The following is a 17,045-nucleotide window of genomic DNA, read 5'->3' on the forward strand; positions in this document are numbered from 1 at the left end:
CATCTGGTTTGGGACCAGAGGGTCGGGAGTTCGAATCTCTCCACTCCGACCACTTTGCGCACAGCAACGCGCACAACAACCTCCCAAAATGCCCGTCTGTTCCCCTGTCGTTCCGTTCCCCTCGACCAATGTTCGCGGAGACAATGATGAAAGACATGTTCGGCAATGAGGTCACAGTGGACGAAGCCAGACGCCTACTGAAGGCGAAGGCCAAACCGCAGAAGCGTGGCTATGCGGCGGCGCCAGGTACCGGCCCTGCGGGAGAGACATGCAAATCCTGCGTTCATTACCGGAGCGTCAATGGCGGCTCTCGGAGCTTTCCGAAATGCGACGTCATGCGTGCTTCATGGAGCCACGGCCCCGGCACTGATATCCTTGCCAAAGCGCCTGCATGCCGGGAATGGAAGCCTGCCAGCCTAACCCCTTCACCTGAGAGGATCTGAACATGAGCGAGAAACGCGATTGGCAAGACGCTACCAGCGCCCCGGAGAATGTCACTGTCTGGACGAAGATCGATGACGCGGACGGCGAACGCAACGTTCAGACGCTCAAGCGGCAAGGCTCGCTGTGGTGGTATCCGGACATGACCATGTACGTCTATTATCATCCGACGCATTGGGCGCCGGTCTAACCCTCCGCATGTTCGCAGCACCGGAATAGGAGAGAAGAATGCCAAAGGCCAAGCACCCCATGCAGCCTATCGTCTGGGTGAATGGGAATCTGCGGTTCAAGGAAAATGCCATTCTTCGATGGGCGGTTGATAGTGGCAAGCTGAGCCTGAACGAGATAGCGCTAGAGGCCGCTACGCAGGGATTTTCGAAGGATGATCAGATGCAACTGGCGCAACTGATCGGTTACTCTGTCAGCGGCTATGGTGATCTACCCTATGCCTCCAAACAGAGTGTCGCCGCCGCCGATGCGATTGCGGAACAGATGATTGCGGCAAAAAAGCCATGAGCCTTCGCAACCTTCCCGCCCTCGCCGTCATCGGCCTAATCATCGTCGCGGCATACTGGGGAATGAAGCTGCTGGGCTAGGAGCGCTCCGGGTGCGCCTTCCCCATGCCCGACATGAGATTTGAATTCGGCGCATAGATCAGCGTGACCTTCTTCGACTGGCATTGGGAGCAGCGCAGTTTCGGCCGCAGATCCCATTCCATTGCCGGTGCGTCGGAGCCGAGCTTGGCCTTCAGCGCTTCCAGGTCGAGATCCTGGCTATGATTGCACGACGAGCAATGAGCTGTGACCTTCATCTTCTCGTCTATCAGGCTTTGGATTGTCCATGGCATTTGAGGGAATATAGGGAAGGGCTTGGGGGGGGAAGAATGAGGCGGGCCGGACGCTACCCCGGCTGACGGTGGGTGCCGCTCTCGAAAGAGACTTGCTCCGTCACTTGGCTGATCTGCCCAGATGCCACCCTGCTCTGTCTGCTGCGTGTCTGCTTTCCACGCCGCCGCCTCACGGAAATGTATAGCGCGAACCCCACAGAAATGGTAGGCTTTTCCGATGGATGACCTGAAAATTCACATTATCACGCCAGTTTTCGAAGGCATTCCGTGGCCGATTGAAGCCAGAACGACCGACGAGGCTTGGCAGATTATGCGGCGCAACGGCTTCTCAGTCGTTAAGACGATGACGCGCGCCGAAGCGAAAGAGCTTTTCCAGACAAAACCGCTCCCTTGACGCTCGCCAGCACCGCCCCAGACTCATGGAATGGCAACAGGCATCAAAGCTGGCGACACCGTCTCGATCACCGCAATAGTCCGCAGGCGTGTGACTGAGGACCGCGTAAGCGTCTCCCTCCCCGGCTATAACTTCCCCCATTCCATCGTGGATAAATCCACCAAGGTAAAGCGAGGCCAGCAGATAGAGCTTCAAGGAGAGGTTTTGCGGGTGGATGAGGACAGCGTGACCATTGGAGGCAAAAGCCTCGGCGTCACCGTTCCAATCGACAAGGTGCGGCTGGTGGAGAGCTACGCCGCGCCGAAACGAAAAAGGCCGCTGGTCGATGCGCCGGATTGAGGCGGGCCGGGCTTGATACCGGCTGCGCTTTTTGTTCACGGTCTCTGCCACTCGCCGATTTCGTCTGGACTTGCCAAAGTACGTCGGGTCACGGTGGCGCCGCGCTGGGCTAATCGCTTACCCATGTCAGCGTGTCCTTCCACGCCGCCGCCTCGTTGATTTCTATAGCGGATTCCGGTGGGGGATGATAGAGTTTTCGGATGCTGACCATCATCATAGACAAAAACCCACGTATGGCGCTGGCTGTCTTTGTGGCCGTCGCAATCCTCATGAGCCCGTTGATATTCGTACACTGAGGCGATGCGCCCGACTAGGATGATCGCCTATCTCGGCTCCAAGCGTGAAACCGAAGTCGAATGCTGGCCTGTCGATCATGGCTGCGGAGCCGGTCAGGTGCCGTGTTTCGAATGCGGAGGGGATGGCGACTGGACGAAATTCCACCCCGAGCCGTGGCGATTTCCCGATGGGCTTCCCTGTGTGGATTGCAAGGGGATGGGGAAGGTCTACGTCTCGATCTAGGCTACGGCGATCATATTGCCGGCGTCGGGAAGATGATCAGGGCGCCATGCCGCCTTTCACGATGAAGGCCAGAATCGCAAGGATGATGCCGGACAGAAGGAGCCAGACGACGCGGGACAGGTCGCTCGATATCTTGTCGACCTTCTTGCCGACACCATCGATCTTATCGTCCATGTGCTTCCACTTTTCGTCATGACGGGCACTCTCGATATCCCGAGCGACCCGCCAGTTTTCGAGTGCCACCACGCGGGCTCGGAGGTCGCCGCTGTCCATGTTTTCATCCACCATTTTTCGCCGCCCTGCTCTGCCCTGCTAGTTCTTGCAGTAGGCATCGCGCTTTGCATTCAACGCGCGGTTGCCATCGATTGTTGCTTGGGTGTCGCCCTTGGCCGAGTAGGTTGCCGGCGACCAAATCAGGCAGATTTCCTTACCCGTTGTCGCGGTTGTAAGGGTCTGACTGCACCCCGCCAGAAGGGCGAGCATTGGCAGCGTCAGAGATATCCTTGATATGCTTCGCATACGAATCGGCCTCCTTGGCCTTGTCAGCGTTGGCTTGTGCTTTGGCGCCGGAGAGACGGCCATGGACCCATGCGCCGGCAGCGGCAACGATGGCTGCGCCGATAGCGATGATTGTTGGGTTCGAGAGAAACCAGGCAACGAGCGTGGTCATTTGGCCCACCCGAAACGATGAGCCAGCCAATACCAGCCTTCGGTGATGGCGCCGATCGCCAAGCCCGCCGCTGTCTCAACAAGCATCTGGATATCGGGATCGGCTGAGAATGTGCCCCCGTCATCGGCCGACAGGAGCCCACGCGCGACAAGGATGCCGGCGAAATAACGAAGTGCGATACGGACGATTACGGCGGTCATGGCAGGATGCTCCAAAGCCAATCGGTGATTTGATGCCAAAAGCCAGCAGCGGCCATTGCGATGAGGGCGAGGACCGTGGCGGCAGGGGCGATTTTGCTGGGTGGTGCGGCGACAGGTGGAGGCATAGGAGCGGCAGGGGCCGGTGCGGGCGTCTGCGGAGCCTGGATGGGCTGAACGGGTGCTGGCGGGGCTGCCTGTGGCTGCGCCGTCATCTTCAGTGCATTGGCGCGCACTGACGCCACGCGGCTTTGCCAGCCCTTGCCAAACGTGCTCCATGTCGAGAGACGCTTCAGGAAAGCCAGACGGGCATCGCAGAGCGTGTCGATGATAGCGCCGGCAGGCTTTGACTTCACTGCAGCGATGGTCGCAGGGCCGATCTTGCCGTCTTGCGGGAGGCTGACACCGCATGCGGCTTGAAGATATTTCGCCGCCCTGCCCGACCCGCTGTTCACGGCAAAATCGAACACAGCATAGTCGACACCATCGGGCAGCTCGGCGCCGGCAATCGCGTCCCAGTAGAAGCGGCGATAGACGGTCGCGACCTGCGCATCGGTGATATGCCGCAGATCGTCCTTCGTCGCATTGGCTTGGACGTAGCGGCGGAAGTTAGCCAGGGTGACGCCCTTCATAGTGGCGCCACCCGGATCGGCCGGATTATCGCTCCAACCTCCCTCTGATTTCAAAACGAGCGCAAGCGCCCGCGTAAAGTTGCGGTCCATGATGATTTCCTTCTAAGATCTGGAGATGAGATTTTCAGTTGAGCAGATGCGCGACGGCACGGCCTTGAAGCGCGTCGATCTATCGGCAGCCAGCGATGTCGAGGCTGCCAAGGCTTGGGGTCCGGTTATCGTCCCGCAAGGCCGTGAGCCCACATCCGGGGAATGGATACGGGTTACTCAGTACGAGAGCGGGAGGACGAGCTGGTTTAGGGTTGGGGAGTGATCACCGGCCACGCGACCACCGGCAGTTCGGCCAGGAATGCCTCGACGGTAGGAACCTCGCGCGCGCCTGCCGATACCTTGTCCAGTTCGCCGTAGGCATAGACCCACACCGCGTCGCGCCAGGCGACAAAGGTTGTCGCCTCAGCCGACCACGCCGGCACGGTCGATGCGACATAGCTTGCGAGAGCGTTTCCATCGGCATAGGAGCGCGACGCGGCTGTCTGATCGACCAGCGATTGGATTGCCGACTGGAAAGTCGCCAGCAGGGCCGCTTGTGCGTCTTCCGCCTTCTGCGCGGCGGTGATGATGATAGAGGGGTCAGGCGTCCACATCTGGAGCCTCGTCGTGTGGCACGGCGATCGGCCCGTCTTCCGTCACCACGATCGGGTCTGGGAAAGCGACCGCCTGCGAAGGGTTCGGGCCATGCGGAAGGGTCAGAACGATGTGAATCTCGCCATCGGTCTTGGTGACAGCGCCCGCGAACCAGCCGCCGGGGATATTCCCCAGCTTGATCGTGTCGCCATCGGCAAGCCCGTCGAAGTTGAAAAGCTCGCCATTGATGCGAATGCGGTCGCCCGTCTTTTCGAGTACCAGAGCATCGTCTCGGCGTTGCGGAGAAAAGGATATTCGCATCAGAACCACCTCCCCACTGCGACGCAATTGAACGTATTGGTCGAAATTACATTGACCGAAGAAGCGAACTCAATGGCGATGGTGCTGACAGTGTTTGCACGCCAGTAACCGGCGGTGATGGTTGTCACGTTTGAAGTTATTGGGCTAACGACGCATCGAGGGGCTGCCGCAAACGTAGCGGCAAATAACTCAGTTTTGATGAAATAGGCGTTGGCCGTTGTGTTAACCGTAACGATGGTTCTCCAACATATCTGGGTGCCATCAGCAAAACGAACGTAGTCGCCGTTCGCATTGCTACCGGCTTCGATCAGCCCGCCGGTCGGAACACCAGCTGATTGCGCTACGGTGGCAAGGATATTCCCGCGCCTGAACGCTTTATCGGCCGTGAGCGTGGCCGAGACGCGCGCATCTGGAAGTGTGCCGGTGCCCAAGTCAGACGCGCTGCCGCTCGATGCGACGGCGGCCAAGCTGGCGCTGATGGTGGCTTTGATATTGGCCCACGTCACCTTCTTGACAGCAAACGACGCCGCGCTGTCCGCCAGCGGAAATTCATCGGCATCAACCGGCGTCGTCTTGCTCGTCGCGGCATGGACCGCAGCACCGAGATCGGAAATCTTCGTCGCCAGTTCGCGCAGGATTTCGTTGCGCCAGTCCGCGCTAAAAATGCTTATGGTCATGAAACAAACCGGTTAATCATGTGTGGGCTTTGCTCCCCGGCTACTTGAACGCCGTGCACTGACAGCTCATATTGGAGGAATGCGAGGGGGATTTCTTCTTACTGTAACGCTGCTTTTTCTGGCGATGGCTGGTTCGGCCATGGCGGGCGGCGACGAACCCGAGGGTGACCCGCGCGGGGACGACGCCGAGTGGAACCCGCCCGCTCGCTTCGATCACCCATACACAGGCAAGCTGACGATCAAGTATCTGCCGATGTCGAGAGTTCAGCTCGTTTGTGAACGATATAAAGCGTTTGACGACCAGGTGATGTACGGCTGCGCTTCCTGGGACAGCACGTCATGTATTATCGTCGTTATTGACCACCAGTACCTCAACCAGACGCCCCAAGCACTCATCAGGCACGAAATGGGCCACTGCAACGGATGGGGAGCCGACCATCCGGACTGACCGCTACCAGTTCCATCCATCGGTGATCATCGCGGTTGCCGCTCCAGAACTGCCGCTGATGCTGATCGCCCGTCCTGTTTGCGCCGCCTGGTGATTGTCGTAGCCGACAACGCACTGATAACCCGCCACAGGGCTGAACTGGCTGCGCTTGGTGCAGCCCGAAACCGTCAGTGTGGCGGAAGAATTCTGCACCCCGACCGTGATCAAGGTGGCGTCGTTTTGCACATTCAGCGTGTCCGAGATCGGAGAAAATTCGGAGAAGTTGCCATTGGACGAACCTGATTCGATGTCGTTGCTGCCGATCATGGAAAAGACGATGACGGAGCAGTTCAGGGCAATGTTGGTCGTGAAGGAAATCGTCCCCGACGTGCCGCTTGGGTTGAAACTGTCACTCTGGACGCCGGAGAAAACAGCGCTATCGGTCGTGCCGGCATAATACCAGAAGAACAGTGGAGCTACACCACCGACCGGGGGAACGCCGCCAACGGTGAAATTGGTAACGGTGACATCGGCGGGGGTCTCGACACCGGCACTTTTCCCATGGGCGATGACGTAGCACAGCAGCCGCCTGTTCGTGAAGACAGGGCCGAAGTTCACGCCGGCGAAGCTGTGGCTCGTGGAAACCCCGCTGGCCCCGGTAGTCGCCGGGATCTTGAGCGCGGTTTTGTTTGCAAAGCTGGTCGGGAAGGTGATCGGATCGCTTGACCCGACGTCGGCAAGCCATCGAGACCGAGCATCCGGGAAGGTGTACGGGGATGTCTGCCCGAGTTCGGCCACGACTTGGGCAGGGGAAGGAGAAGCGCCGAGCGTCATCCCGTAACCGTCAGCGTGCCGTTGATGGTGGTATTGCCGAAGATCGAATTGCCACTAGCGGCGAATGTGGCTTTGATGCTATTCCCGGCGATGAGGGAGACGCTGTTGCCGGCAAAGGTTCCCATCCCGGTATCCGTATCGGTCGTGAAAAGATATTCTGCGGCAAGTATGTTGCCGGATGCAGTGACGGAGCTTCCGAATGTCGCCGCCCCTGTGACTCCCAACGTGCTGCTGAAAGTCACGGCTCCCGTAGCGCCCAACGTGCTGCTGAAAGAGCCAGTCGTCCCGGAAATGGCGGCTGGCGTCGTCGCCCCGAGCGTGCCATTCAGCGCGGCGCTCGTCAGCGTCTTGCCCGCCATGGTCGTTGGCAGCCTGGCATCGGCCAGGGTTCCCGACGAAGCATTGGATACGTTGAGCGCCGTGAGATTGGCGCCTGAAGCTGCTGGAAGCGTGGCAGGGAAGCGGCCATCGGGCAGCGTCCCCGTCGTCAGGTCTGATGCCGACCCGGAAAATGCAACCGCCGCCAAGGAGGCTATCAGTGACGGATTGATCAATATCCATGCGCCAGCCGCCGAATTGGCCGCCGTCGAATAGTGCAGCAGGAAAATGCCGCCCGCGACGATATCTCCGGCCACCAGGGCGACGTCTGCGGAGGCGCCCTGCTTGCGGATGGCCTTTGAGCCAAGGCTGTTCACGTTCGCCGTTACTGCTCCCGTATTGGTGGAGGCAGCCTTGAAGGCAATACGCAATCCCTGCTGATAGGCTGTGAAAGCCGAATTGGCCGTGATCGTCAGCGCATTCGCCGTGCCGGTCGGCACCAGCGCGCCGCCAAGATCCGCGATGAGTTCGGCCACGCGCTCCATCATCACCCGGGCCGAACCGTTCACCGTGCTGGGCAGTTGATTTTCCAGCCAGTTAATATCGGCATCAGCCGTCTGGTTGTCGTCAGGGGTCTGTGACCAATCGTAGATTGAGCCAGCCATTATGCCATCCTCGATTGCATGAAATGTGCGAGATAGTCAGCCAGCGTCGGGCCTTGCGGGGCCTGCATCGGCTGGATTTGCGGTGCTTCCTGCGGCTGCATTGCCGCCAGCGCCCCGAGCAACCCGCCGCCCTTGTCTGCTCCGGCATCGGGCTTGCCGGTCATCAGGTCCATCAGCCCTTGCGGTGGCTGCATCTTGCCGCCTGTGAGACGGCTGAGTAGACCCTGATGAGGAGCCTCTGGGCCTTGCTGCATGGCTGCGATCGGTGCATCGTTGATGGTGCGGGACGGCAGGGGCGCGAGATAGGCTTCCTGCCCCTTGGGGCCGTCTGGCGGGACCGGTGCCGGGGCTTGGGCCGAGAATGGCACCCCGCGCGCGTTGTCGGTGAAATAGTGGTTGCCGATCTTCAGGGCATTGTCCGAATTGAGCCGCCGCGCCCAAGACGCCGTGGAGGCGCCGGGGTTGGCATAGTACAGGGCATCGCCGGCCACATCGGGGAGCGTGCCGCTCTGAAGCTGTTCGGCCACTTGCCTCGCTTCGGGGCCGATCTTCGATGACTGGCCCTGAAACTGGTTGCGGGCAAGCGCCTGGTCCAGCAGGCCGCTGCCGTACCCTGAGAAATTCTGGCTGGCGCGATTGCGGATGACATCGGCCACCGCCTGCAATCCCATGAGCCCTTCGCCGCCGGCTTCCCCTTGAAGGATGGATGCGAGCGTTTCAAGGTCGCTGCCGTAGCGACTGGGTGTCCCGACATAGGCCATGAATTGCCTCGACGCGAGTTTGTGACTATGTTGAAGGGATGCAGATCGACCACGACCCGGAAGAGCCGCCCCGAGACAGGACGGGGAATTGGATTTATTGGGCCGTCTCGGCAGCGGTTGCGTTGGTTTGGGTCGTGTCGCTGACCACCATGACGCTTGATTGGCACTCTGTCCGACTAGGTTTCTTGACCGGTGGGATTTTTGTTATCGTTGGCCGCGCCATTACTGGCGACAAAGTTCCAAAGTGGATGCGCCGTTAGCGCGACCCCAATAGGCCCTGAATGCCGCCGCTCCGCAGCAAGGCTGCAAGAAGCGCCTCACTCACCTTGTTTGCCGGCCCTGCCGCTGCCTGGTTGCCAAGGTAGCGCTGCGCCATCGGGCTCATCAGCGTTCGGCCTGCCACGTAAGGGGCTGCGGCACCTGCGATTGCGCCTGGAATGCCTGCGATCATGCTGCCGACGCCGGCCGATCCTATTGGAACGCCAAGGTTCCGAACCGCCGATCGCGCGGCCGTCCCAGAGTTCGGCAGGGGCGTCATGACCGCCTGCCCCGCCTTGGCAAGGTCTGTAAATTCGCTGGCCCCGTTCGCGAACCCTTCGCGGTTGCCCGTCGACGCCGCTACACGCAATTGAGCCGGTGAAATGAGGCCAAGCCCCGCTGCCTCGCCGCCGCCAGACGATGCCCGGTTGACGACCTTGTAGTTTCCATACTGCTTGCGGAGCACCTTCCACGCGCCAAGGTCGGCCGGATCGATCGAACGTTCCATGGCACCGTCAAGAGCGTTACGGATGCCCCTGAAGGCTCCCGCTAGGGTCTGGTTGGTGGTCGAGCTTGCCGCGCGCGACAGATCGGAACGAATGGACTGGTATTCAGGGCCCGAGAGCTTTCCGCCATTGGCGTTTACTCGGGTGACGAGGTCGCCAAGAATGTCTTTGATGATGGGCTTTTGCTGGGTTTCCAGAAGCTTGTTGTACCGCTGAAAGGTCTGCCCGACATCATTCGCAAGCTGCTGGTCGGCAACCATCGAATTGCGGTTGGAGATATCTTCGAAAGCCTGCCCAAGGTTGCCTTTGAGCGCAGCGAGATTGTCCGGCGTGGCACGACCCGAACCGCCCGCCTTGCGCATAGCGGCATCGGTGAACGCTTCGGCCTGCCGATCCATCATGCCGGCGGCCTTGGACCCGCCAAGCTCGCTTTCGGCATAGCGCAGCGCATTGGAACCGGTGCGCTGCCCTGCCGTGACAGGAACGCCCTCTTTGGAAAGGAGACTGACGGCTGCTTCGCGCTCTGGGGATGAGGCAAAGGGGCTGACCACCTTGCGCGCCAGCGCAGACCCACCGGCAGCAAGAATAGGTGCCGCTAAACCTAAACCAGCACCAATGCCGGCTCCGGTTGCGCCGCCCGCGATCCTGTTGCCATTGTCGGCCGAGCCGGAACCGTAAGCACCGCCGTAAAGGAGGCCATCAAGGGCGCTGCCAGCGGCAATCTTGCCGAGCCCCGCTCCACCGCGCGCAAGAGCCGTAGCGGCCCCTCCGCCGCCTGTAGCTGCTGCCTGCGCCAGGCCCCCGCCAATCTGACCTGCGAGATATGAGCCGGGATTGTCCGATTGCGCCTTTTTGGCATCGCCGCGCATTTCGGAGAGCACCTGGTTGCGAGGCAACCCAGACACAGCACTGCCGAGATAGGAGGCCAGTTCGTCGCCATAGCCGAATGTCGTAGCGTCAGCCGCGCCCATGGCGGTGGACCCTGCTTGACCATAGTTCCGCGGTGAATATTCGGGGATGTTGGCAACGGCATCAGGGTTTGCCCCGCCGGCAGCCTTGGCCCGCTCGATCCCTACTTTTGCCCGCGCGTCGGCTTCGGCTGTGCCGTCCGATTTGAAATCCTCCCAAGGCTTCTTGTCTTGGGACCGGTACTCTTCCCACGGAAGCGGCATTTATTGCGCCTTTTCCCAGTTGGACGGCTCGGAAGGATCGCCACCCTTGAAGCGGTAGCCGTAGCGGGTTTCACCAACTGCCGGAGCGGCATTGGGGGCTGGAGGCGCGGCACCGCCGGGCGCAGTTGCTCCGCTGGCCTGCTGGCGCGCGCGATCAAGGCCCGTCTTGATGACATCCTCGAAATCATTGAGTGCCTTCGCGAATTCCTCGTCAGACTGGGCAGTATTGAGACGGGCGATGGCGTTTTCGGCCTTCGTGCCCTCGATTTCCGTGATCTGGCCGCCGCCTTTGAGCGTCTGATATGCCTGGAGAAAGGTCTGGCCCTTGGCCTGGTCCAGCATGGTGCGGAAATTGGTTGCATTGGTGCCAGGGAGATAGTTGCGCGGGTCTATCGTGCCGCTGAGGCCAGTCGCCGTCTCGCGACCGGGATGGTTCTTCAACTGCTCGACCACATCGACCGTCTGCTGAGCGTTCTGCTCAACGCGCGGGAGATCGAAGGCGGCGGCACCCTTTGCCTTTCCGAGCGCCTCTTGCGCCTGTGCCCCGGCGATATCTTTCGGGATAGTACCAACAACGTTGCCGCCCCGGTCCAAGACGCCCCATGCGGTGCCCAAGTCAATCTTTTGCACGCCGGGGGTGAGGTCTACCCCTTCCGGTATCTTCGCTTCAACAAGGCCGCCAGCCTTCGACGGCTGCATAACAACGGTTTTGCCGTCCCGCTGGCCGTAAATGGGGTTGAGACCGTACTGATCGCGCACGTTCTCGGCCTTTGGACCGCCCAACGGCTGCATGCGGGTCGGGTCCTTCATGTCGACCATGAAGTCCTGTTCCTGCCCATCCTTATTGATCAGGCGCTGGATTTTCCAGTCCGGCTGACTGCCCGTCTTCCATTCCTTATACCAGCCGCGCAGTGCATCGGGATCGCTGGTGAGATAGGCTGCCTCGCCCTCGCCTACGCCCTGCGTCTGCAACCATTGCGCGGTCTGGTTCGCTGCCTTGGCCTGCTTGCGCTCCTTCTGCCGGCCCATATTGACCTGCATCAGGGCAGCGCCAAGCTGCTGGTTGCGCGGGTCGATCATGGCAATTGCGGGAGCGAGGCGCGACAGGATATCGCCCATGCCGCCGCCCTGCTGAGGTTGCTGAGGAGCCGGCTGCTGTGACTGTTGCGGCTGCATGGAAGGTTGGCCGCTGAGAAGGGAGAGTAGACCGGCCATTTAGCCTCTCCTGTTCTGCGAAATCATGGACGCGATCAATTCGGCCAAGCCGCCCGTCTGCGGCGCTTGGCCTGGTTGCTGACCGGTACCACCACCTTGCGATGTGGAATTGCGCAGCAGTTCCAACAGCCCACCAGGACGTCCAAAATGATTGTCAATAGGCTCATTGCCGTGCTGGCCCATGCCCATGCGCTGGAGAAGGCCGCCCTCCTGGCCGAGACCGGAGGTGAGTCTCTCCATGAATGGATGGGATGCGGCATTCGGGTTCACTTGGAGAAGCGAACCGCCGCCGAACATTGCGTCCAGAATTCCCATTTAGTCGCCTCTCAAAGTGCGCTGAACAGGGCGCCGAGCGCGCCAAGGACGTTCGAAGGCTGACTGCTGGTTGCCGTTTGGGTGCCGTAATTCCCCGCAGACTGAGTGCCGGCCGAGAGCAGTCCGCCAAGCCGCGCCCAATCCTGCATGTCGCCCTGACCCCATTGCTTGATGAGGTCGTTAAGCTGGTTCTGGCTTGCCTGATCCAACTGGTTGCCAAGGCCCATCTGCTGCTGCGCATCATAGGTCTTGTTGTTCTGGATCGTCGGCAGGGCTCCGATCATCGACATGATGTTGTTGAAACCGGTGTTTTCCAGCCCCGCCGCGTTCAACTGGTTGTTGGTGTTGTTGGCGATGTTCTGGCCTTGAGCGCCGGCAATGCCGCTTGCCGCATTGAGGCCGGTCGAGGCGCGGTTCTGCTGCGAGCTGTTCAGCGAATTGGCCGCGTTCATCTGGTTCTGCTGCTGCTGGTTGTAGTTGTTATAGAGCAGATTGGAGGTGTTGCTGGCGATGGAATCGGCAAGCGTCCCCTGTGCCACGCCAGAACCGTACCGACCGGCCCCGGACATCGCCTGGTTGACCTGATCGGCAACCTTCTGGTTCGACGTGTCGATGATGTTCGAAAGCTCGGGCGAGCCGTTCAGCATCGAACCACTGGCGTATTGCTGGAGTGCGCTATCGCCCGCACCGGCTCCTTGGGACTGGTTGTAGATGTTCTGGAAGTTCCCGGTGCCGACTTGCCCCATGCCGTTCTGGAGGTGGGAAATGGCCCCTTGCGTGGCAGTGCCCTGCCCGCCCTGCGCCAACGTCTGGTTGAATGCGGCAATGGGTGCCGTCTGCATCAGGCTGTTCTGCTTGTTGTAGGCGCTCGAACCCGGTGTTGCCCAAGCCGGCGATGCCGTGCTGGCGTTGGTCTGGCCGGATTTGTTCTGGGAGCTTGCGTTGCCCATTACCAGAGCCCTCCGCCCGAACGACCCTTGAAGGTACCATACGCGCCTGTGCTTTTGCTGCCGTCGGGGGGTTGGTCCGTCGTCTCGCCTGTCACTGAATTGATGTAATTGTAGATCGGGACATCCATGCTGCCGCCGTGGGAGCCGGCGCCCTGAGCTCTCGTGCCGATCTGCTGCCGCATCCATACGCCCTGCCCTGCCGCCTGAGGCTGCTGCGCTGCCTGCTGCTGCGCCTGTGCGGTTAGCTGCTGACGCGCCTGCTGGATGGCCGGATTGTTGAACACGCTTTCGTTGGTGATCGGCGCACCACCGCCGGTTGCCGCCATCAAGGAATTCATGCCCTGGAGCGTGGTGGGCGAAAATTGGGCCTGCGTCGGGCCGCCATAGACGTTGTAGCCCTTTTTCTCGTCATAGAGCTTCATGGCGTCATTCGCGCCCTTGGTCAGGAGCGGTTTTGCCCAGTCCGGCGGATCGTTCTGTTGTGTCGTCTTGCTTTCTTTGCTGCCCATGGTCACAGTGCCTTTTCGAAAATTCGCGCCTTGGGCGCATAGCCGAAAGCCGGCAGTACCTTTGCCCATCCATCGCGGCCGACAAGCTGGCTGGTTTCAGCGCCTTGATCCTTGGCCCATGCCTCGATCTCCCGAAGGAGCGGCATGCACTCATCCAGGCGCTCGCCTGCCACCTCAGCCAGCAGCAGCCGCTTGCGGCCGGTGGCGTTGATGGTGACGATTTCAGTAACCGGGGTCAGGACAACCGTGCCGCCATCGAGGCAGACCCAGAGCTGGCGCTTTCCCTGCGCGCATTCGGCAATGATGTTTTCCGGGGTTTCGTCGTTGAATCTGGCGCAGTATTTTTCGAGACAGCGCACGATGCCGGGCCAGAGCGGCAGCATTTCCTCCGCACTCATGTTGGACGTCAGCCGGATTTCCATCAACCCGACCGTCCCGGCACTTCCGCCACCGACAAAATCACGTCGAGCGCGCTGGCAAAGCTGGCCTGCACCCTGATTTGATCGTCAATCTTGAGCGCAAAAGCCTCCAGCGGAAGCCAGACAGCGCTATTGGCCGGGACGACATGCTGGTAAAGCAAACGGTATGCGCTGCTATCCGCATTGCTGTACCAGCCTACGGTTGCCGTGCGATCCGTGGCGCTGACATTGGTTAGCCGAATGCCGACAACCTGTGTATAGCCGGTGGCCGTGAAAACCGTCGTGTCGCTCGTGGTGGTAAGGTGCGCGCCGACGAGACGGGTGGCATTGGCAACGTAATTGCTCACGCCTGCCCCTCCTCGACGCCATCAGGCTCCACACCGTGGATATCGCCCCATGTATTGGCGGGGTCCGATGGAATGTTGATTTCGAACCTGTGAAACCGCCCGCTCGCCCTTGCCGGGATCAGCCCGGTTCGCTGGCTGGCATCGGCGGGGAGCTTCCATGTCCCGGCAGCACCTGCCCAATCCTTGACCCGGACACGGCCATTGATCATCGGCGCATCGCACAGCGGCCTGAAGCCGCGCACGAATGTCCGGCCCGTCTGGGACAGCATTGCATCGCCGGTCTGCAACGTTGCCGACAACGGTGCCCCGGAGAACACGCCGAACTTGAATTCATCGTTGATCGCGGCAATCAGTGGCGTCGAGCCGGCCCATGCTCGGCTATCCAGCGAGAACGGCAGATCCTTCAGCGCCAGCCCCAGACTGTCCAGGCTGTCCAGCGTATAGCCGGGCGTCACCGCATCAATCAGGCCTGTCAGGATGGTTCCCGGCTTCAGGAGCGACCAGCGGTTGATGCCGTAATGGTAGAGCAGCACCTTGTCATAAGACATCGGCACCGTGTTTTCGTTCGACCTGTAGGCCCAATAGACGATCTTGCGGTTTGGGTCTTCCGAGCCATACACCTGGAACAGCTCGGAATGGTCGATGTCTTGCAGGAAGAAGTTATCGACGCGCTCGACGCCGATTGGCTCCGGTGGCGTGCCGTAGCGATAGAACCCATCATCCGACAGGTAGAAGATGCCTTGGCCGGTCTGCACGATCGAGCGCGGCGCAAGGCAGCCATGGTTTGCCACGGTCTGTGAAAACGTCATCACCAGCGAGGTATCAAGCGCCAGCGCACCTTCGCGGATCGATTCCGCATGGAAGATCACACAGCCCTTGTTGCCGCCGGCAAAGCCCATGATCTCGCCACCGTCCGGAAACGACTGGAAATCCGACGATCTTTCGCGCGGCGTCCACCATTCCGAATTGTTCAGGCCAGACCATTGAATGCGGCGCTGATCCGTGACCTGATTTGCCAGGACCACGAAATCGCCTAGCGTGCCGGTGTAATAGGCCTTCGGCGGGGAGCCCGGCAGATCAGCGAACTGGACCGGCGTGGTGATGTCGATCCATTGCACCGGATCAGCGCCGTTGGTGGCAATGAGGCGGTTGCCGTACTGCGCAAAATCCCATTTTCGATCCGACGACCCGGTATAGCCGCCGACCTTTGACATATCGACCCAATCGAGGGTTGATACATCGAGCATGTAAAGCCCGGTCTGCGTGCCGGCGAAAAGGCGATATTGCCCATTATCGACATAGGCGAGATAGGTGCCCATCGGCGCCGCCGGCAATGCCAGCGACAAGGGGACGAACCCGGGGAACGGCCCATAGGAATTGGCCTTGGGCAGCACGTTCTCCATCCTGTCGCTGTAGGCTGGATCGAAGGTGGAGCGATCCGGGCCGAACTCCGCGAAAGGGATCATGACAGCGCCCACGACCACGGATAATTGCCGCGCACGATACGGCCGACGCGCAGCAAGGCAGGATCGACGGTGGCGATTGCCCGGTTCTGCTGCGCGATGTAATGCCTGACCTCTGGAATGCCGCTGTTCAGAACCGCTTGGAACTGTGCCGCATAAGGGCTGGCCTGGATGAACAAGCCACCCCAGACCAACGACGCCGCCAGATACACGTCAGGGTGATTGGTCAGAAGCCAGTTTGTCGGGGCAGTCTCCGAGAGCTTGAACCTTTGCTGGAAGCGGAAGCGGAACGAATAGGCCTGGTCGAGCGGGCAGTTGAAATCGATGTTCGTCCCGTCGATCGCCCAATAGCGCGGGCGCATGGATATCGTCTGATAGGGAAACGTCCCGTCCGCCTTTTGCGTCAGTTCCATTTCCGCCGGAATAATGCCATCGCTCAGGAACAGGGCGACCGGCGCCGCCATGCTGAGAGCCGCGATGTCGATGACGCGACTGTCAACGACGCCGGTAAGGGTGGTGTCGAGTTCGACAGGGGTCAGCTCCCGGTTGAGCCTCGCCTCACCCAGTGCGATGAAATCGCCGGCTTCACCGGATAGATCGCTACGCGCCATCCAGTCGGTGATCGATGCCAGGAGATCGTCGTAATTATCGAGCGCCATGCTGCCGCTCCTTGAGCCATTCGGATGGATCGCCTGTGTAGACGCTCAGCCCGTCATGGTGTTTCAGGATAATCGAGGGATCGAGCCAGACATCACCGACCGTCCGCCACAGGCGGCAGAAGCCGTAATCTTCCCCGTAGAGCCGGCCATCGACAATTCCGGTCGGGAAATAGTCGTGACATTGCCTGCCGTCGACATCGAGATAGACATCGGCCGCCATTTGCTCGTAGGCTTTGCGAGAAACCTTCAGGAACCCGCCGGGAAGGCCATCGACCTTGTAGAGGTCACCAACCGGCTCCGGATCGCCGAAGACGTGGAAAAGCTCATCCGGACGCTTGGCGCGATAGGTTGCCCCGATGACATCCTGCGGGCGCTGGGCGAGCTTTGTCAGGTCGCCGGCCTTCCATGAAATGTCCGCGTCAACGAACACCATGCAAGAGGCCTGCGGGATATCGAGAAACTTCTGTGCCAGCTTGTTCCGGGCGATCCCGATCAGGGCGCAGCCGATTTCCCAGACCGGGAGAATGTGAATGCCCTGCTGGAGAGCGATGAACTGCTCTGCCAAC

General features: G+C 60.5%; 26 protein-coding genes. 5 read left to right on the forward strand and 21 right to left on the reverse strand.

Translation table 11 applies throughout. The annotated features are described in order from the left end of the window. The first annotated feature begins 445 nt into the window (after positions 1–445). Positions 446–631: a hypothetical protein gene (locus FJ973_RS29545; protein WP_140558797.1), complete on the forward strand. Its 186-nt coding sequence runs from the start codon at positions 446–448 to the stop codon at positions 629–631. Positions 632–669: 38 nt separating this feature from the next. Next, positions 670–957, forward strand: a complete 288-nt coding sequence (locus FJ973_RS29550) for a hypothetical protein (RefSeq protein WP_140558798.1) — start codon at positions 670–672, stop codon at positions 955–957. Between the two features lie 76 nt (positions 958–1,033). Here FJ973_RS29550 and FJ973_RS29555 read toward each other — a convergent pair whose 3' ends face one another. Beyond that, a complete protein-coding gene (locus FJ973_RS29555) occupies positions 1,034–1,252 on the reverse strand; it encodes a hypothetical protein (protein WP_246675976.1) in 219 nt (72 codons plus the stop codon). Between the two features lie 253 nt (positions 1,253–1,505). Between FJ973_RS29555 and FJ973_RS31080 the strand changes: the two genes are divergently transcribed. Next, on the forward strand, positions 1,506–1,682 hold the full coding sequence (locus FJ973_RS31080; RefSeq protein ID WP_181170985.1) for a hypothetical protein: 177 nt from the start codon (positions 1,506–1,508) through the stop codon (positions 1,680–1,682). A gap of 30 nt (positions 1,683–1,712) precedes the next feature. After that, positions 1,713–2,021 carry a hypothetical protein gene (locus FJ973_RS29560; protein WP_140558800.1) on the forward strand — a complete coding sequence of 103 codons (309 nt, stop codon included), beginning with the start codon at positions 1,713–1,715 and terminating at the stop codon, positions 2,019–2,021. Positions 2,022–2,576: 555 nt separating this feature from the next. Here the strand turns inward: FJ973_RS29560 and FJ973_RS29565 are convergent. The 7 genes from FJ973_RS29565 to FJ973_RS31085 form a co-directional block, all read right to left on the reverse strand. Next, positions 2,577–2,813, reverse strand: a complete 237-nt coding sequence (locus FJ973_RS29565) for a hypothetical protein (protein WP_224646512.1) — start codon at positions 2,811–2,813, stop codon at positions 2,577–2,579. 154 nt (positions 2,814–2,967) lie between these two features. Next, positions 2,968–3,210: a hypothetical protein gene (locus tag FJ973_RS29570; protein WP_140558802.1), complete on the reverse strand. Its 243-nt coding sequence runs from the start codon at positions 3,208–3,210 to the stop codon at positions 2,968–2,970. Beyond that, complete coding sequence (locus FJ973_RS29575; RefSeq protein ID WP_140558803.1) at positions 3,207–3,410, reverse strand: hypothetical protein; 204 nt, start codon at positions 3,408–3,410, stop codon at positions 3,207–3,209. Before FJ973_RS29575 ends, FJ973_RS29570 begins: the two co-directional genes overlap by 4 nt. Continuing rightward, entirely contained in the window at positions 3,407–4,129 is a 723-nt protein-coding gene (locus FJ973_RS29580) for a glycosyl hydrolase 108 family protein (RefSeq protein ID WP_140558804.1), read from the reverse strand. Before FJ973_RS29580 ends, FJ973_RS29575 begins: the two co-directional genes overlap by 4 nt. A 206-nt stretch (positions 4,130–4,335) precedes the next feature. Beyond that, a complete protein-coding gene (locus tag FJ973_RS29590; RefSeq protein WP_140558806.1) occupies positions 4,336–4,683 on the reverse strand; it encodes a hypothetical protein in 348 nt (115 codons plus the stop codon). Then, the gene (locus tag FJ973_RS29595) at positions 4,670–4,984 is read right to left on the reverse strand and encodes a hypothetical protein (RefSeq protein WP_140558807.1); all 315 of its coding nucleotides are present in this window, start codon (positions 4,982–4,984) and stop codon (positions 4,670–4,672) included. Before FJ973_RS29595 ends, FJ973_RS29590 begins: the two co-directional genes overlap by 14 nt. Next, positions 4,984–5,661, reverse strand: a complete 678-nt coding sequence (locus tag FJ973_RS31085) for a hypothetical protein (protein WP_181170993.1) — start codon at positions 5,659–5,661, stop codon at positions 4,984–4,986. The genes FJ973_RS29595 and FJ973_RS31085 overlap by 1 nt, the downstream gene beginning before the upstream one ends. Positions 5,662–5,683: 22 nt before the next feature. On the opposite strand from FJ973_RS31085, the gene FJ973_RS29605 reads away from it, so the two are divergent. Further along, entirely contained in the window at positions 5,684–6,109 is a 426-nt protein-coding gene (locus FJ973_RS29605; protein ID WP_210240120.1) for a hypothetical protein, read from the forward strand. A gap of 3 nt (positions 6,110–6,112) precedes the next feature. Here FJ973_RS29605 and FJ973_RS29610 read toward each other — a convergent pair whose 3' ends face one another. The 13 genes from FJ973_RS29610 to FJ973_RS29670 form a co-directional block, all read right to left on the reverse strand. Then, the gene (locus FJ973_RS29610; RefSeq protein ID WP_140558809.1) at positions 6,113–6,922 is read right to left on the reverse strand and encodes a hypothetical protein; all 810 of its coding nucleotides are present in this window, start codon (positions 6,920–6,922) and stop codon (positions 6,113–6,115) included. Next, a complete protein-coding gene (locus tag FJ973_RS29615) occupies positions 6,919–7,905 on the reverse strand; it encodes a hypothetical protein (protein ID WP_140558810.1) in 987 nt (328 codons plus the stop codon). Before FJ973_RS29615 ends, FJ973_RS29610 begins: the two co-directional genes overlap by 4 nt. Beyond that, positions 7,905–8,666, reverse strand: a complete 762-nt coding sequence (locus FJ973_RS29620) for a cell wall hydrolase (protein WP_140558811.1) — start codon at positions 8,664–8,666, stop codon at positions 7,905–7,907. Before FJ973_RS29620 ends, FJ973_RS29615 begins: the two co-directional genes overlap by 1 nt. Positions 8,667–8,922: 256 nt before the next feature. Continuing rightward, positions 8,923–10,602: a hypothetical protein gene (locus tag FJ973_RS29625; protein WP_140558812.1), complete on the reverse strand. Its 1,680-nt coding sequence runs from the start codon at positions 10,600–10,602 to the stop codon at positions 8,923–8,925. Next, positions 10,603–11,817, reverse strand: a complete 1,215-nt coding sequence (locus FJ973_RS29630; protein WP_140558813.1) for a hypothetical protein — start codon at positions 11,815–11,817, stop codon at positions 10,603–10,605. Next, positions 11,818–12,132 (reverse strand): hypothetical protein, encoded by a 315-nt coding sequence (locus FJ973_RS29635; protein WP_140558814.1) that lies wholly within the window; start codon positions 12,130–12,132, stop codon positions 11,818–11,820. It abuts the gene before it with no gap. 11 nt (positions 12,133–12,143) lie between these two features. Next, entirely contained in the window at positions 12,144–13,082 is a 939-nt protein-coding gene (locus tag FJ973_RS29640; protein ID WP_140558815.1) for a hypothetical protein, read from the reverse strand. Then, a complete protein-coding gene (locus tag FJ973_RS29645; RefSeq protein ID WP_140558816.1) occupies positions 13,082–13,591 on the reverse strand; it encodes a hypothetical protein in 510 nt (169 codons plus the stop codon). The genes FJ973_RS29640 and FJ973_RS29645 overlap by 1 nt, the downstream gene beginning before the upstream one ends. 2 nt (positions 13,592–13,593) lie before the next feature. Further along, complete coding sequence (locus FJ973_RS29650) at positions 13,594–14,013, reverse strand: hypothetical protein (RefSeq protein WP_140558817.1); 420 nt, start codon at positions 14,011–14,013, stop codon at positions 13,594–13,596. Beyond that, positions 14,013–14,357: a hypothetical protein gene (locus FJ973_RS29655; RefSeq protein ID WP_140558818.1), complete on the reverse strand. Its 345-nt coding sequence runs from the start codon at positions 14,355–14,357 to the stop codon at positions 14,013–14,015. The genes FJ973_RS29650 and FJ973_RS29655 overlap by 1 nt, the downstream gene beginning before the upstream one ends. Next, the gene (locus tag FJ973_RS29660) at positions 14,354–15,823 is read right to left on the reverse strand and encodes a hypothetical protein (RefSeq protein ID WP_140558819.1); all 1,470 of its coding nucleotides are present in this window, start codon (positions 15,821–15,823) and stop codon (positions 14,354–14,356) included. Before FJ973_RS29660 ends, FJ973_RS29655 begins: the two co-directional genes overlap by 4 nt. Beyond that, on the reverse strand, positions 15,820–16,479 hold the full coding sequence (locus FJ973_RS29665; RefSeq protein WP_140558820.1) for a hypothetical protein: 660 nt from the start codon (positions 16,477–16,479) through the stop codon (positions 15,820–15,822). The genes FJ973_RS29660 and FJ973_RS29665 overlap by 4 nt, the downstream gene beginning before the upstream one ends. Continuing rightward, on the reverse strand, positions 16,466–17,044 hold the full coding sequence (locus FJ973_RS29670; RefSeq protein WP_140558821.1) for a hypothetical protein: 579 nt from the start codon (positions 17,042–17,044) through the stop codon (positions 16,466–16,468). The genes FJ973_RS29665 and FJ973_RS29670 overlap by 14 nt, the downstream gene beginning before the upstream one ends. Position 17,045: the final 1 nt, after the last annotated feature.

Origin of the sequence: Mesorhizobium sp. B2-1-3 (assembly GCF_006442495.1) — a bacterium.
In the GTDB taxonomy this organism is placed as follows: domain Bacteria; phylum Pseudomonadota; class Alphaproteobacteria; order Rhizobiales; family Rhizobiaceae; genus Mesorhizobium.

Bases quoted from the DNA above. Each gene is read 5' to 3' on its own strand.
- FJ973_RS29545 (WP_140558797.1), top strand. From the start codon at position 446: ATGAGCGAGAAACGCGATTGGCAAGACGCTACCAGCGCCCCGGAGAAT.
- FJ973_RS29550 (WP_140558798.1), top strand. From the start codon at position 670: ATGCCAAAGGCCAAGCACCCCATGCAGCCTATCGTCTGGGTGAATGGG.
- FJ973_RS29555 (WP_246675976.1), bottom strand. From the start codon at position 1,252: ATGAAGGTCACAGCTCATTGCTCGTCGTGCAATCATAGCCAGGATCTC.
- FJ973_RS31080 (WP_181170985.1), top strand. From the start codon at position 1,506: ATGGATGACCTGAAAATTCACATTATCACGCCAGTTTTCGAAGGCATT.
- FJ973_RS29560 (WP_140558800.1), top strand. From the start codon at position 1,713: ATGGCAACAGGCATCAAAGCTGGCGACACCGTCTCGATCACCGCAATA.
- FJ973_RS29565 (WP_224646512.1), bottom strand. From the start codon at position 2,813: ATGGACAGCGGCGACCTCCGAGCCCGCGTGGTGGCACTCGAAAACTGG.
- FJ973_RS29570 (WP_140558802.1), bottom strand. From the start codon at position 3,210: ATGACCACGCTCGTTGCCTGGTTTCTCTCGAACCCAACAATCATCGCT.
- FJ973_RS29575 (WP_140558803.1), bottom strand. From the start codon at position 3,410: ATGACCGCCGTAATCGTCCGTATCGCACTTCGTTATTTCGCCGGCATC.
- FJ973_RS29580 (WP_140558804.1), bottom strand. From the start codon at position 4,129: ATGGACCGCAACTTTACGCGGGCGCTTGCGCTCGTTTTGAAATCAGAG.
- FJ973_RS29590 (WP_140558806.1), bottom strand. From the start codon at position 4,683: ATGTGGACGCCTGACCCCTCTATCATCATCACCGCCGCGCAGAAGGCG.
- FJ973_RS29595 (WP_140558807.1), bottom strand. From the start codon at position 4,984: ATGCGAATATCCTTTTCTCCGCAACGCCGAGACGATGCTCTGGTACTC.
- FJ973_RS31085 (WP_181170993.1), bottom strand. From the start codon at position 5,661: ATGACCATAAGCATTTTTAGCGCGGACTGGCGCAACGAAATCCTGCGC.
- FJ973_RS29610 (WP_140558809.1), bottom strand. From the start codon at position 6,922: ATGACGCTCGGCGCTTCTCCTTCCCCTGCCCAAGTCGTGGCCGAACTC.
- FJ973_RS29615 (WP_140558810.1), bottom strand. From the start codon at position 7,905: ATGGCTGGCTCAATCTACGATTGGTCACAGACCCCTGACGACAACCAG.
- FJ973_RS29620 (WP_140558811.1), bottom strand. From the start codon at position 8,666: ATGGCCTATGTCGGGACACCCAGTCGCTACGGCAGCGACCTTGAAACG.
- FJ973_RS29625 (WP_140558812.1), bottom strand. From the start codon at position 10,602: ATGCCGCTTCCGTGGGAAGAGTACCGGTCCCAAGACAAGAAGCCTTGG.
- FJ973_RS29630 (WP_140558813.1), bottom strand. From the start codon at position 11,817: ATGGCCGGTCTACTCTCCCTTCTCAGCGGCCAACCTTCCATGCAGCCG.
- FJ973_RS29635 (WP_140558814.1), bottom strand. From the start codon at position 12,132: ATGGGAATTCTGGACGCAATGTTCGGCGGCGGTTCGCTTCTCCAAGTG.
- FJ973_RS29640 (WP_140558815.1), bottom strand. From the start codon at position 13,082: ATGGGCAACGCAAGCTCCCAGAACAAATCCGGCCAGACCAACGCCAGC.
- FJ973_RS29645 (WP_140558816.1), bottom strand. From the start codon at position 13,591: ATGGGCAGCAAAGAAAGCAAGACGACACAACAGAACGATCCGCCGGAC.
- FJ973_RS29650 (WP_140558817.1), bottom strand. From the start codon at position 14,013: ATGGAAATCCGGCTGACGTCCAACATGAGTGCGGAGGAAATGCTGCCG.
- FJ973_RS29660 (WP_140558819.1), bottom strand. From the start codon at position 15,823: ATGATCCCTTTCGCGGAGTTCGGCCCGGATCGCTCCACCTTCGATCCA.
- FJ973_RS29665 (WP_140558820.1), bottom strand. From the start codon at position 16,479: ATGGCGCTCGATAATTACGACGATCTCCTGGCATCGATCACCGACTGG.